This is a genomic window from Atlantibacter sp. MEI4A-1023 (genome assembly GCF_056155425.1).
Genome location: NZ_CM149568.1, coordinates 4,161,839 through 4,174,672 on the forward strand (window position 1 = coordinate 4,161,839; position 12,834 = coordinate 4,174,672).

The 12,834-nt window shown below is 53.2% G+C and carries 10 protein-coding genes; 5 read left to right on the plus strand and 5 right to left on the minus strand.

Features of this window, described 5'->3' with window-relative positions; translation table 11 throughout:
• Positions 1–118: 118 nt before the first annotated feature.
• Genes ACVV26_RS19750 through tamA form a run of 3 tightly spaced genes read right to left on the minus strand, consistent with a single transcriptional unit; the run spans position 119 to position 5,939 of the window.
• Positions 119–466: a gamma-glutamylcyclotransferase family protein gene (locus ACVV26_RS19750; protein WP_474798969.1), complete on the minus strand. Its 348-nt coding sequence runs from the start codon at positions 464–466 to the stop codon at positions 119–121.
• Between the two features lie 2 nt (positions 467–468).
• Positions 469–4,245: an autotransporter assembly complex protein TamB gene (gene tamB / locus ACVV26_RS19755; protein ID WP_474798971.1), complete on the minus strand. Its 3,777-nt coding sequence runs from the start codon at positions 4,243–4,245 to the stop codon at positions 469–471.
• Positions 4,242–5,939, minus strand: a complete 1,698-nt coding sequence (gene tamA, locus ACVV26_RS19760) for an autotransporter assembly complex protein TamA (RefSeq protein WP_474801930.1) — start codon at positions 5,937–5,939, stop codon at positions 4,242–4,244. Before tamA ends, tamB begins: the two co-directional genes overlap by 4 nt.
• A gap of 262 nt (positions 5,940–6,201) precedes the next feature.
• Between tamA and msrA the strand changes: the two genes are divergently transcribed.
• The 4 genes from msrA to paeA all read left to right on the plus strand — a co-directional run bounded on the left by msrA (position 6,202) and on the right by paeA (position 10,735).
• Positions 6,202–6,843, plus strand: a complete 642-nt coding sequence (gene msrA, locus ACVV26_RS19765) for a peptide-methionine (S)-S-oxide reductase MsrA (RefSeq protein WP_474798972.1) — start codon at positions 6,202–6,204, stop codon at positions 6,841–6,843.
• 197 nt (positions 6,844–7,040) lie between these two features.
• Entirely contained in the window at positions 7,041–7,481 is a 441-nt protein-coding gene (locus ACVV26_RS19770) for a hypothetical protein (RefSeq protein WP_474798973.1), read from the plus strand.
• Between the two features lie 3 nt (positions 7,482–7,484).
• Complete coding sequence (locus ACVV26_RS19775; RefSeq protein WP_474798975.1) at positions 7,485–9,233, plus strand: M48 family metalloprotease; 1,749 nt, start codon at positions 7,485–7,487, stop codon at positions 9,231–9,233.
• A gap of 170 nt (positions 9,234–9,403) precedes the next feature.
• A complete protein-coding gene (gene paeA / locus ACVV26_RS19780) occupies positions 9,404–10,735 on the plus strand; it encodes a polyamine export protein PaeA (RefSeq protein WP_474798976.1) in 1,332 nt (443 codons plus the stop codon).
• Positions 10,736–10,811: 76 nt separating this feature from the next.
• On the opposite strand, the gene ACVV26_RS19785 is transcribed toward paeA, so the two are convergent.
• A complete protein-coding gene (locus ACVV26_RS19785; protein ID WP_032616223.1) occupies positions 10,812–11,018 on the minus strand; it encodes a DUF1107 domain-containing protein in 207 nt (68 codons plus the stop codon).
• A 335-nt stretch (positions 11,019–11,353) separates the two neighbouring features.
• On the opposite strand from ACVV26_RS19785, the gene ACVV26_RS19790 reads away from it, so the two are divergent.
• Positions 11,354–11,911: a YtfJ family protein gene (locus ACVV26_RS19790; protein WP_474798978.1), complete on the plus strand. Its 558-nt coding sequence runs from the start codon at positions 11,354–11,356 to the stop codon at positions 11,909–11,911.
• Here ACVV26_RS19790 and cysQ read toward each other — a convergent pair.
• Positions 11,901–12,641: a 3'(2'),5'-bisphosphate nucleotidase CysQ gene (gene cysQ / locus ACVV26_RS19795; RefSeq protein WP_474798979.1), complete on the minus strand. Its 741-nt coding sequence runs from the start codon at positions 12,639–12,641 to the stop codon at positions 11,901–11,903. The genes ACVV26_RS19790 and cysQ overlap by 11 nt on opposite strands.
• Between the last annotated feature and the right edge of the window lie 193 nt (positions 12,642–12,834).

The window sequence follows — 12,834 nt, forward strand, 5'->3', positions numbered from 1 at the left end:
AAAAAAGGATGTAAAGGTCTGTTTTTCAGTCATATCGTCAGGCAAGCACAACTAAAATCAGCAAGAAGGATTAACTACACATTTAAAAAACCCCCTTCGTATTGAAGGGGGTTTTTTATTACTCAGAAGGCTCTCTGTCGAGCCAGTCACCACTTTCAATACGCGTTAATCCTTCAACATCGCGCTGATATACATACATCCACGCACTGCCGTAAGGCGTTTGAATCAAGTGACGCCGATACTCATTGCCCTTTGTTCGCAGGGCATCCAGTTCAGCCAGCGTACTGGCATCAATGCGATATACCTCGCCCAACACCTCCCCTTCACCCGGCACCGCGCCAGGATAGTGCCCGATGCTGAACAACTGAAAGTTTTCAACAGTATGATCGCCCAGCCACTGAGCGTTAGTCATCCAGTGGCTGTTGCCTTGTTTGCGTCTTAAACTACCGTAGACAAATATTCGCATTGCTAAAACTCGAACTGATAGAGCAAATCGAGTGCCTGATCTACGCCAGACACCGCTTCCAGATATAGCTTAGGCATCAGACGATAACGCAGCGTAAGCGTCGCCAGCGAATCAAAGATACCTACGCCATATTTCACCTGCAGACCCGGCAGTACATAGCCGCTGACCACTACTTGCGAGGAGTCGCCAACCCCCTGGGTATCCAGCGCCAAATTGCTGACGCCAAACGTCTCGCCGATTTTACCCACAACCTGCCCACTTTGTGCAACCCCCAGGCCAACCAGCATTGACGTCATGGCTTCGCTATCGCTCTGCCCGCTCTCAAGCCCCTGACCGCGCAATAGATACGACAAAGCCTCTTGTTGCGACATTGCCGGGTCAGAGAACACCTCAACTTTAGGCTCATCCGGGGTGCCGGTAACGCGTACGCCGGCTGTGACATCATTCTCCGTGGCCTCAGGATTTCGGATTGCCTCTATATTCAGGAGCGGCTGATCTGGCGGGCCGGAGAACAGCAGTTCGCCTTTACGCACGATCAGGTCCTGGCCGTAAGCGCGGAACCGCCCTTCCGGAATATTGACCTGGCCGTTTAAGCCCAGCCCCTGTTTATCCTGCGCCACTTTCAGATCGCCGGTCAGACGCGCCCGTAACCCGAAGGCGTCCATCCGCACGTTGTTGCCGACATGCACGATCAGATTGCTGTTGATGGGGATAGCTGCCGTCGGCGCGCTTTCCGGTTTAAGCTGCGCATCCAGCATCACTTCATCACTGGAAACGTCGACTGCGCTTTCCGGCAGCTCATGCACCACGATGCGCGCCCAGGGCACATCGACCCGGCCATCCAGGGTAATCAGGCTTGGCGTCGCCTCCAGCACCACATCCGGCGAGACGTCCAGCCGCACCATCGGCGGCACGCTAATGCGGACTTTATCACCCTTTGCCGCCACCCGCGCGCGCCAGTTATCAATCTGGCTCCAGTCGGCGTCGCCGTTGAGATTGATTTGCCCGCGCCGCGTATTCACCACGCCCTGTAGCGTGGAGCTCATGCCGTTAAACGCCATAGAAAGCTGGCTTGGCTGCATATCGAACGGCATAAAGTTGCCGTCGATATCCACGCCGGTCAGCTGTAACTGCCCGAAGAGTTGCGGCTGCGCCGCGTTGCCACCCAGCCGCAGATTGGCATTTAACAGCCCTGCCGCTTTTTCACCGCGCGAGAAGATAGCGTTAACCATCGCCAGCGAGAAGTTGCGGATGTTGACGTTGCCGGACAAGTCGCGGCGGTTTTGCGGATCTGCGATTTGCACTTTACCGTCAAACTGGCCGTTACCCGCCAGGCGCAGCAGCCAGCCCAGCTCCGCCTCATTATTACGCAGGGCGGCGTTCAGGCTCAGGGTATCAAAGGCCACCGGCAGCGCATTGCCGTTAACAATTTGCGTAACCCGGACACCGCGTCCATCCAGCGTCACGCTGCCCTGCGGCAACCCTGCTTTGGTGGTGTCCCATGTGACATCAGCTTTGCCGGTGAATACGCCGCTCGCCTGGGTTTCCGGCGGTAAAAATTGCTTCACCATCGCCAGGTCAAAGCGGTTGAGGTCCACCACCGCATGGCCTGCCGCCCCGGCATCCACAGCCTGTGGCAGACACAGTTGCGCATTCGGGTTAGTCCAGCAGTGTGGGCCGATATTGATTTTCTGCTCCTGGCCCCGGTAATCCAGCGCAATGGCACGGGTTTGCGACCAGGGGCCGACCGGCGTTTCAAAGCGGGTGTTTTCCAGCGTGCCGCGCCAGCGTTGCTCCGCGCGATCGAAACTGCCCTTCAGATTAAGCTGCCCGGAAACCGGATCGCCCTGTACCCGCAGCGCCAGTTGATGATCCTTTTCGCTGCCTTTGGCGTTAATCGTTGCCAGCGCGATAGTCAGCCCCGGCTGGTAAATGCGTTCAACCCGGACATCCAGGGTGCCACCAATCTGGTCGGTGGATTTGATGTCGCCATCTACCCGCACCTGGGCAATCGACAGTTCCTGCCAGCGCAGATTGCGTGCGGTAATATCCGCCAGCACCTGCGGCGCTTCCACCGTGCCACGGATCTTCACCAGGCCTTTGGCTGTACCGCCTAAACCCGGCAGGGCGTTATCCAGATTCGGCGCATCGATGTTGGCGTCCAGTTCCAGATCTTTTACGCCCAGTTCGCCTTTAATGTCAGCGGTATTGCGCCCCAGGGCCACATGCAGGCCGGGGATCACCCACTGCATATAACTGTTGCCCTGGATCTGACCATCAACCTTCACGGCGTTCTGTTTGACGTTGCCCGCCAGCTTGATTTCCGGCACGTTCACCTGCCAGCTACCGCCGTACAGGCTACCGCGCAGTTTCACTAAGCCATCCAGCTTCGCCGGCCAGTCCGGCCAGGTTTTGGCGGTGTTGATTTTATTGAGGGTCAGCTCGCCGCGCCAGCTGATGGCCTGCTGCCAGTCGAGCAGTGCCTTTACTTCAGTAGTGCCTTCCAGCGCCGCGACTTTCAGCTTATCCAGATTGATGTTCTGCTCGTTGCCTTTGGCATCAAGGGTAATGGTCGCCGGGGGAATATCCGCGCCCTTCACCGCCGTGCGGAAGCTGAGGGTATAGTCAGTCATCTTCCCGGTCAGCTTGAGCTTGAGATCGTCCGCCTGATATTGCTTTTCACCGGTAAACGGCCAATACAGCTGTTCGCTGGTGATATCCAGATTCAACGGCAGGCCCGCTTCCGCCAGCCGCGTCTGGCCGCGCAGTACCAGGTCAACCGGGCCGGACAGGTTAACGCCAAACTCCAACTGCTCGCGTAGCGCGCCGCCGACTTTAATTTTGACCTTTTCGCCTTTAATCGGATCGACGTTCAGGGTGCTGTTGAGCGTGATATCCACCGGCCAGTTATTACGCAGCTCGGCGCGTCCGGTGGCGTTCACCGTTCCCTGGGTGGAATCGATATCCAGCGCATCGAGGGTGGCGAGGCCATCTACGCTGCTGACTTTCAACAGCATCGCGTTGATAGTGACGTCAGTATCGCCCGTCAAACGCAGTTGCTCGCCGCGGAATGACTGGATAGTCAGGTTCAGCGGCAAATGGACGTCGGTCATTTCCGGCAGCACCGGTTTAGAGAAAAGCTGTTTGAGCGTCTCACCCAGCGGCAGCTCATCCGGCTGCGGGTTCTCTATCTTCGGCTCAACTACCTCTTCCTGCGCTACTTTGGCGACCTTTGGCAGCGCGATAAGCAGCCCTTGTAAGGTCGTCGGCGTCAGCGTCAAGTTACGTTCCTGCCAGTTAAGGCCAGACGCAAAATCCATTACTGATACCGTGGTGTCATCAATACGGATATTGACGTTATTCAGCGTCACGCTGCTGAGCGTGATGGGATAAGGCGTTGAGAGATCGAGCGGACCGTTATCCTCTTCTTCTACCTGAGCCGCGGGTGGCATTTTCTCGGTATCGATAACCACGTTGATATCGCGTAACGCCAGGGCGTTCACGCACAGGCTGCTGTCGCGCAGGCAGGCCAGCTTCACAGCGAGGTGAACTTCGCCTGCCATCACGTTGACGCCAGGCTGCTCATAACGCAGATTTTTGATCGACAGATCGCGCCAGCCGCCGGTCACGCTGCCAATCTCCAGCCCTGGCACCCAGCGGTCAGCCGCTTTGAAGACGATATGCAGGCCGGTGGTCGTCCCGACTAAAAAACCAACAATCCCGAGCAGCACCACCAGAAACAGCACCACGGCAAGGGTGATCTTCTTCCATAAACTCATAATTCTGGCCCCAAACCGATGTAGAACTGCAACCCGTGTTCTTCTTTATCGCCAATCGGCACCGCGAAATCGAGTTTGACCGGGCCGACGGGCGACTGCCAGCGCACCCCGACACCCGCGCCGGTTTTGAAATCGCTGCGGCGAATATCATTCACCGCCTCGCCGGAATCCACGAACATCGCCCCCCACCATTTTCCGGTAACGTTGTACTGGTATTCCAGCGAGCCGGTAGCCAGTTTGGAGGCCCCGGTGAGTTTGCCGTCGTCATTCTCCGGCGAAATAGATTTGTACTTATAACCGCGAATACTGCGGTCGCCGCCCGCGAAGAAACGCAGGTCCGGCGGGACTTTGTCGAAATCGCCGGTTTCAATCCAGCCCAGATTGCCGCGCGCCACAAAGCGGTGACGATCGTAAAGGGTGCGGATCCAGACGTTTTGCGCCTGTACCACCACAAAGTCGACGTCTGAACCCCAGGCCGTGTTGGAATAGTCCACCGAATAGCGCTGGGAATCGCCCCAGGTCGGCATCAGCCCACCGCGCGAGCGGGTGCGGCTGATCATTACGCCAGGATAAAGCAGCATGGTGGTGTTAGTGACATCCGCCTGGGTAAAGTGGTCGAGACTCCAGCGCAGGTTGATGGCGCGCTGCCAGCCGCTCGACAAATCCCAGTAGCGCGACACCGCCAGGGTGGTGGAATCGGCCTCGGTATCGTTGAGATCGGTACGCTTAAAGCCGCCCTGCACCAGGTAATACTGTTCGATTGGGTTTTTCAGCAACGGGACTTTGTAGCTGAAGTCGAGCTGCTGTTCCGGTGCAGAGATACTGGTGCTGGTGGTGAAGCTGTGGCCGTAAGAGTTAATCCAGGGCTTGTGCCAGGTGGCTTTAACGCGTGGGCCCACATCGGTGGAATAACCGACCCCGGTTTCAATCCGGTTCTGGATACGCGGCGAGAGTACGCCGTGCAGCGGCAGCACTTTGGTCTGACGGGCCTTATCGAATTCCGGCGCGACCACCACAGAGTTAAACCATCCGGTGGCGGAAAGCCGGCGGTTCAGTTCCGCCAGGTCTTTAGACTGGTAATAATCGCCCTGCTCGAACGGCACCAGGCTTTGCAAATACTCTTCGCGGATTTGCGACCCTTCGAAGGTCACCGGTCCAAAACGATAGCGTTCGCCGCTGTTGTAATCGATGTTCCAAAATGCCTGATGACGTTCGAGAGAAACCCCTAACTGGCTCTTCGTAAATTCGCTGTCGAAGTAGCCTTTTCTCAACGAAACGCGGGTGAGACTTTTCTTAAAATTGTCGTAGTCACCATGATCGAGCACCGTTCCGATGGCTGGACGGGTGTTGAGCAGGTCGAGATAGTCGCGATCGGTACGCGCGCCGCCACGCAGGATCACATCGGTCCCGCCTATACGAACCGGCACCCCAGGCGACACTTTGGCGATCAAAACCTGGCGCCCTTTTGGCGGCGGTGGACGCAGATCAAAATCGATTGTCGGCTCGTAATACCCGAGCGCTTTAAGCCCATTTCGAATGGCGTCATCGACGCGCGCACGGAATTGCCGGTCAGGCGTAACTTCATCACTTTGTATTGTAGATAGTTGAGCGCGAACGTTTTTTTCCAGTTCGCCAGACAGGCCTTCCACTTGTAGACGCACGTTCGCCGCGCTCGCGGCGGCGGAGGCCAGCATAAAACTGGCGCAGAAATAGAGACGGAATCGTGGCACGTTTTCTCCTGAATTTCCTTTTTCCCACCCCTGGAAGGAAACGTAGTGCCGCTCCGCGGCTTGATGAAAATTCCCGCATATCGGGAATTGAAAAAGAGACGACAACCCAAATATTTCTTATGTTTAAATCTAGACGTATTTATCAACTGTATTGTGTGCAAAGACACGCCGTGTGACAACCTTAGCGAGGCTGTTGCTTTTTCCCCCACCTAAGGGAGACGCTACGATGAATTTTTTTGATAAAAAGCACCTGATTGACCCGGATCTGGCTCTGCCAGGCCGCAGCACGCCAATGCCGGTTGCTGCGCTGCATGCCGTTAACGAACATTCGATGACCAATGTGCCGGATGGCATGGAGATCGCCATTTTTGCCATGGGCTGCTTTTGGGGTGTTGAGCGCGTGTTCTGGCGTTTGCCAGGGGTTTACAGCACGGCGGCGGGTTATTCTGGCGGCTATACGCTGAACCCGACCTACCGGGAAGTCTGTACCGGTAAAACTGGCCATACTGAAGCGGTGCGCGTGGTGTACGATCCGCAGATCATTAGCTATGAACAATTGCTCCAGGTGTTCTGGGAGAACCACGACCCCGCGCAGGGCATGCGCCAGGGTAACGATATGGGGACGCAGTACCGCTCGGCGATTTACCCGCTGACGCCGGAACAGGACAGCGCCGCCCGGGCCAGCCTGGCGCGCTTCCAGAAAGCGATGGCGGAAAAAGGCGACGAGCGCCCCATTACCACCGAAATCGCCAGCGCCAAACCGTTCTACTACGCCGAAGACGAGCATCAACAATATCTTCACAAAAACCCTTATGGTTACTGTGGGATTGGTGGAATTGGGGTGTGTTTGCCACCGCGCACTTCCTGAATCATCTATGGGCCTGTTATTTCAGGCCCATACACTTTTTTATCCGCCGCTTCTCCCTCTTTCTACAAATAAAGCGGCGTTAACATTTGATTACCCGGAAATAACCCGCTTCACTTTAAGATACAACCTTAGGTTGATACCGTAACTGGCTGGCGTGTTATATAGAATAATGAGCCATTGCGCTCATGGGGTATCTTATGAAAATCAGCGCCCAGGATTCGTTAGCGTGGGAAGTTGTTGCCCAGATTATTAAAGAAAATGAGCCTGCTGAATACCGCTATTTAGGCGATATTATTGATAATTCACTGAATGCTAAACTCCATCAGGATATGGCTGGCGCATTCGACGTTGGCGATGCCGTTCAGTATCTGGCAAACCAACTTTTCCCGATAATAAAATATGTTATCGCCATTATCGCGCCCGACATTTTGCATGGATTAAGCGCCATGACGCTGGAGCAGCTTAAAAAGGTCCTGTTTTCATCAGAAAAAGGCGTGACTGCCCAGGTCAAATATTCCCCCGCTGAGGTCAGAAAAATTGTCCTGGCGGTTTGCCGCAAGAAAAAACTCTCCGGGGAATTAGCGGACAGCATCGCGGATGCGATTGCCCTGAGGTTACTTACGCCTCCTGAGAGGTAAAGTATGCGCAAAATAAATCAGTTGTCTTTTTACGACGAAACCCGCCTCGGCCAGGGGTTAATTATCCTTTCTATGCTGGCTTATTTTTATTATGGCAATGGGCCCGTTAACAACCTTAGCCTGGTTTTCTATCCCGGCATTGACGATCCCTTACTTCCCTGGTTTGATTGTGGTTTGTTATTACTGCTTGCCCTGGTTTTATATATGGTGAGCGCTTATCGGCGTGACCAACGGTACCGTGTTAACGCCAACGATGAGCAAGACGCTAACTTCTTCAGCCACTGCGCGCTGATCATTCGTGGCATTATGGGCAAGACAGTTCCCCTGCTGATGGCCTCAACCATTGGCAAAAATGCGTACTACACGTATCACAATTTTCACCCGCGCGTGGTCGCGGAAAAAGGGTTATGCATTGCTTTCAACAAACAGGAAAACATCGATGGTATTATCGCGCATGAATGCGCCCATATAAAACAGAAAGATATTTTGTTTATCACCTTTCCCCTTTACCTGTTTTACGCTTTTGCCGCACTCACAATATTCAATATTATTGCCATTCAACTCTACTTCTGGTCACAATTTTTCACTGCCATGCCGACAATGACAGCGCAGGGCCAGAGCATTTTATATAATTTTGTTTTAATGATCCCGCGCGCATTGATCAACGTTGACGATGATATTTTTATTCTGATTGTGAATTTACTTATTATTCGGCACTTTATTCGCACTCGCGAATTGCTGACTGATGAAGTCGCAGCTCAGGAAGGATATCGAAGCGCGCTGATCTCTCAACTTTCACTAAAGAAAGCAAGACGCCAAACGCTTTTTTCCTTTCATCCCCCTGTGGAAAAGCGCGTAAATAATCTGACGACGGCTGATATATGGCAACATATTGATAGTGGTTTTATGGTGGCCATTTCCTGGGTCATCGCCAGAATATTTTCATGGATGACGGATGACATTACCTCACTTATCGATAATGTGATGCCGCACGTTGAGCAGGACATTAACAGTATCAGTGTCGATCAAATGTATGATTTACTTTTTGGTACTACATTTATTCTGGTCGCTTTTATGGTTACCGCCCTGATGTCGTTTGTGTTTCTTAATCATATCAATCGTGTCGCATCTACGCTTATCTACAATAACGCCTCAAGAACCCTCTTTTTGAAGCAAACACTTATCGCGCTGCTGTCCATTACCTTTGGATTGTTGCTGGCCTTTTTTACAGACTCACAATTTTTAAGAACCCTGTATAACAAAACTTATATTCATGACTCAGCTGCGCTGATGCAGGCAGTATCGGAGGCCATGATGTATTTCAGCCTAACGCTGGTATTCATTGCCGTTATGGTGCTGACGGGTTTTCTGTCCGCCTTTTTGTACGTAAAACGCCACTACCGTACCCGGACAGGACGCGTTATTTACTTATCGGTACTCTGGACAGGCGTGGGCGCTGTCGTGCAATGGGCCTACGGCATCCTCTTTATGGCAGGCGGAGATAATGACGTTATTCGTAAGCTCTATTTTTCCGTCACGGCACTGATCAACCCCGATTTTCATGACGCGGTAAAGAATGAATTTTTGCGCGCCGCACCCGGAGCCCAGTTGCTGTTTTGGGCCATTCTGCTGTTGTTGCTTTTTATAATCATGGCGGTGATGCGTTACATTCAGGCGCGCCCGATATCCGTCAAAACCCACCCCGATTATGCCTTGCAGGATAAAACCGCCATGCCCAATAAAGCGGCTTAACCCTTCGATTATTAAGGCAAAACCGCTTCCACTGGCAGCCCGGTTGCGGCTGCTGCTATACTAGGCGGTGAAATTCCGGCCTCGCTCCAGGGTGAGACCGGAATTTATCATGTTATTTTCAATGGATTTTTCACTTCCCTTTCGAGGATCCGGCTCAGGCTGGATAAACTATGTTAAACAGTATTTTATTAATACTTTGTCTCATCGGCGTCAGTGCGTTTTTCTCGCTTTCTGAGATCTCGCTTGCCGCCTCCCGCAAGATAAAACTTAAACTGATGGCCGATGAAGGCAACATCAACGCCATGCGCGTGTTGAAGATGCAGGAAAACCCAGGCATGTTCTTCACCGTGGTGCAGATTGGCCTTAATGCGGTGGCGATCCTTGGCGGTATTGTCGGTGATGCGGCATTTTCACCGGCCTTTCACAAAATATTTGACGGCTTAGTGTCCCCTGAACTGGCGGAACAACTGAGCTTTATTATGTCGTTCTCGCTGGTCACCGGCGCGTTTATTTTAATCGCCGACCTGACGCCGAAACGCATCGGTATGATTGCGCCTGAAGTGATTGCTTTGCGTATCATCAACCCGATGCGCTTCTGTCTGTTTGTGTTCCGCCCGCTGGTGTGGTTCTTTAACGGTCTTGCCAACGTGATTTTCCGCATCTTCAAACTGCCGATGGTGCGCAAAGACGATATCACCTCTGATGATATTTACGCCGTGGTAGAAGCCGGGGCGCTGGCCGGGGTGCTGCGTAAACAGGAACATGAACTGATCGAAAACGTGTTTGAGCTGGAATCGCGCACCGTGCCGTCGTCAATGACCTCGCGCGAAAACATCGTCTGGTTCGATCTGCATGAAGATGAGCAGAGCCTGAAGAGCAAAATCGCCGAACATCCCCATTCCAAATTCCTGGTGTGTAATGACGATATCGACCATATCGTCGGCTATGTTGACTCCAAAGAACTGCTGAACCGGGTGCTGGGCAACCAGAGCCTGGCGCTGAACAGCGGCGTGCAAATCCGCAATACGCTGATTGTTCCTGACACGCTGACCCTTTCTGAAGCGCTGGAAAGCTTTAAAACCGCCGGGGAAGACTTCGCGGTGATCATGAACGAATACGCGTTGGTAGTAGGCCTTATCACGCTGAACGACGTGATGACCACACTGATGGGCGATTTAGTCGGCCAGGGGCTGGAAGAGCAAATCGTCGCGCGTGACGAGAACTCGTGGCTGATTGACGGCGGAACGCCGATTGATGACGTGATGCGTGTGCTGGATATTGATGAGTTCCCGCAGTCCGGCAACTACGAGACCATCGGCGGCTTTATGATGTTTATGCTGCGTAAAATCCCGAAACGCACCGACTCAGTGAAGTTCTCCGGCTATAAGTTCGAGGTGGTCGATATTGATAACTACCGCATCGACCAGTTGCTGGTGACGCGCATTGATAACAAGCCTACCGTGCTGGTTCCCCGCAAGCCGGAAGAAACTCCCGCTTCCTGACCTCCAGAAACACTAACGGCCCCATCGGGGCCGTTTTGATTACTGCACAGGTAATACTCACGTACGACTTAAAGGGTTAAGCCATCTCAGTCTGGAGACGCATAACCTGACGGTTCACTTCGGACATCACAGAGAAATGCTGTTTGTCCTTCACTTTCGGGACAAGGATCTTGCCCTTGTCAAACTCGAAAGCGCCTACGTCCTTGATATATAACCGTCCACGGAACAGGATCTTCACGTATTTAGCCACCTGAAGGGGGTTATAACGTTGGAATATTTTCACTTTTTTCTACTCCTGCTTAGTGTTACGCCCCGGCGGTTCCACAATCGGACCGTCATGGATAAGGCGCAAATTTTGTTGCCAGATGACTATAGACCAGATTGGTCAGGTGACACAGTGTGGTTAAGTTTATTTACCGTTTTATTACACTTTTTAAGAGTTTTCTTTTCAGTTGCTCATAAAAGGCAGTATAAAGCGCGATTTTCTTCAGGATATGTGCGTCCGCCCGCAAACTGGCATCAAGGTTGCGGGTGAATGCGGGATTTAGCACATATGCTTTAAACGTCGGGACCAGGTGGTCCGATCACCTGCTTACAACAACAATATGGAGTCGAACAATGACCCTTCGCAAAGCCGTGACGCTCGCGACACTACTGCTGCCATTAATGGCATCGGCACACAATTTTCAGGATAATCAACGCGTCCCGCCGGTCGGCGTATCTGACCGTGGCGAATTGATTCTTACTAACGATAAGTTTAGCTACAAAACCTGGAACAGCGCGCAGTTAAGTGGAAAAGTGCGAGTGGTGCAGCATATTGCCGGACGCACCTCCGCCAAAGAAAAGAACGCCGGACTGATTGAAGCCATCAAAAACGCCAAACTGCCTCATGACACCTATCAAACCACCACCATTGTAAATACCGACGATGCGATCCCCGGTAGCGCGATGTTTGTGCGCAGCAGCCTGGAGGACAACAAAAAGCTGTATCCGTGGTCGCAGTTCATTGTTGATAGCGATGGCGTGGTCGCCAAATCTTGGGCGCTGGAGCCGGAAAGTTCAGCGGTAGTGGTGCTGGATAAACAGGGACGGGTGCAGTTCGCGAAAGACGGCGGGCTGACCCAGCAGGAAGTGCAGCAGGTGATGAGCCTGCTGCAACAGTTGCTTAGTAAATAGAAACTCTGAAGCCGGGGTTCAGGAACGACTCGCGCGGGGTGTAATCCAGCGTGACGCCCTTCCAGTCGTGAACGTGCGCCCCGGCCGCTACTGCCACCGCATGCCCCGCAGCGGTATCCCAGATGCAGGTCGGCCCGAAACGCGGATAAAGCTGCGCCTGCCCTTCCGCCACCAGGCAGAATTTAAGCGATGAACCGATGGACGTGGTTTGGTGCTCGCCTAACTGCTGCAAATACTCTTTCAGCTCATCATCGGTATGCGAACGGCTGATCACCACCAGCGGCGGCCTGGCGTCGCGCACGTGGATTTGATTGCGAATATCGCACTCCTCTTTCCACGCTTTACCTTCGGCGGCGCTGTACATCACCTTCATCACCGGCGCGTACACCACGCCCAGTACCGGCTTCCCGCTTTCGATCAACGCGATATTGACGGTAAACTCGCCGTTGCGCTTCAGGAACTCTTTGGTGCCGTCCAGTGGGTCCACCAGCCAGTAACGCTGCCAGTGCTGACGAATTTCCCATGCGGGCGGATCTTCTTCAGACAACACCGGAATATCCGGCGTCAACGTATTCAATCCTGCAACGATAATTTTATGGGCGGCAATGTCTGCCGCCGTGACCGGGGAATCGTCAATTTTATGGGTTGCGTCAATCGGCTTTTCGCCCTGATAGACCTGCATAATGGCGTTTCCCGCCTCGCGCGCCAACTGGCATACCTGTTCTAACATCTTCCACCTCGTTGTGAGCGACAGGCATTTTCTGCCGCTGATTAACCCTTTGTTTTACCTGATGACTTTTTATATAGCATTGCGTCTGATTCCGCCATCTGTGATAGAGCCTGGTTTTCCTTACACCGATTTATGGCAGGATTCACATTTCTGTAAGCAACAGCCTATACATACATATCTTTTTGCAACAGAG

Bases quoted from the DNA above. Each gene is read 5' to 3' on its own strand.
- ACVV26_RS19750 (WP_474798969.1), bottom strand. From the start codon at position 466: ATGCGAATATTTGTCTACGGTAGTTTAAGACGCAAACAAGGCAACAGC.
- tamB (WP_474798971.1), bottom strand. From the start codon at position 4,245: ATGAGTTTATGGAAGAAGATCACCCTTGCCGTGGTGCTGTTTCTGGTG.
- tamA (WP_474801930.1), bottom strand. From the start codon at position 5,939: ATGCTGGCCTCCGCCGCCGCGAGCGCGGCGAACGTGCGTCTACAAGTG.
- msrA (WP_474798972.1), top strand. From the start codon at position 6,202: ATGAATTTTTTTGATAAAAAGCACCTGATTGACCCGGATCTGGCTCTG.
- ACVV26_RS19770 (WP_474798973.1), top strand. From the start codon at position 7,041: ATGAAAATCAGCGCCCAGGATTCGTTAGCGTGGGAAGTTGTTGCCCAG.
- ACVV26_RS19775 (WP_474798975.1), top strand. From the start codon at position 7,485: ATGCGCAAAATAAATCAGTTGTCTTTTTACGACGAAACCCGCCTCGGC.
- paeA (WP_474798976.1), top strand. From the start codon at position 9,404: ATGTTAAACAGTATTTTATTAATACTTTGTCTCATCGGCGTCAGTGCG.
- ACVV26_RS19790 (WP_474798978.1), top strand. From the start codon at position 11,354: ATGACCCTTCGCAAAGCCGTGACGCTCGCGACACTACTGCTGCCATTA.
- cysQ (WP_474798979.1), bottom strand. From the start codon at position 12,641: ATGTTAGAACAGGTATGCCAGTTGGCGCGCGAGGCGGGAAACGCCATT.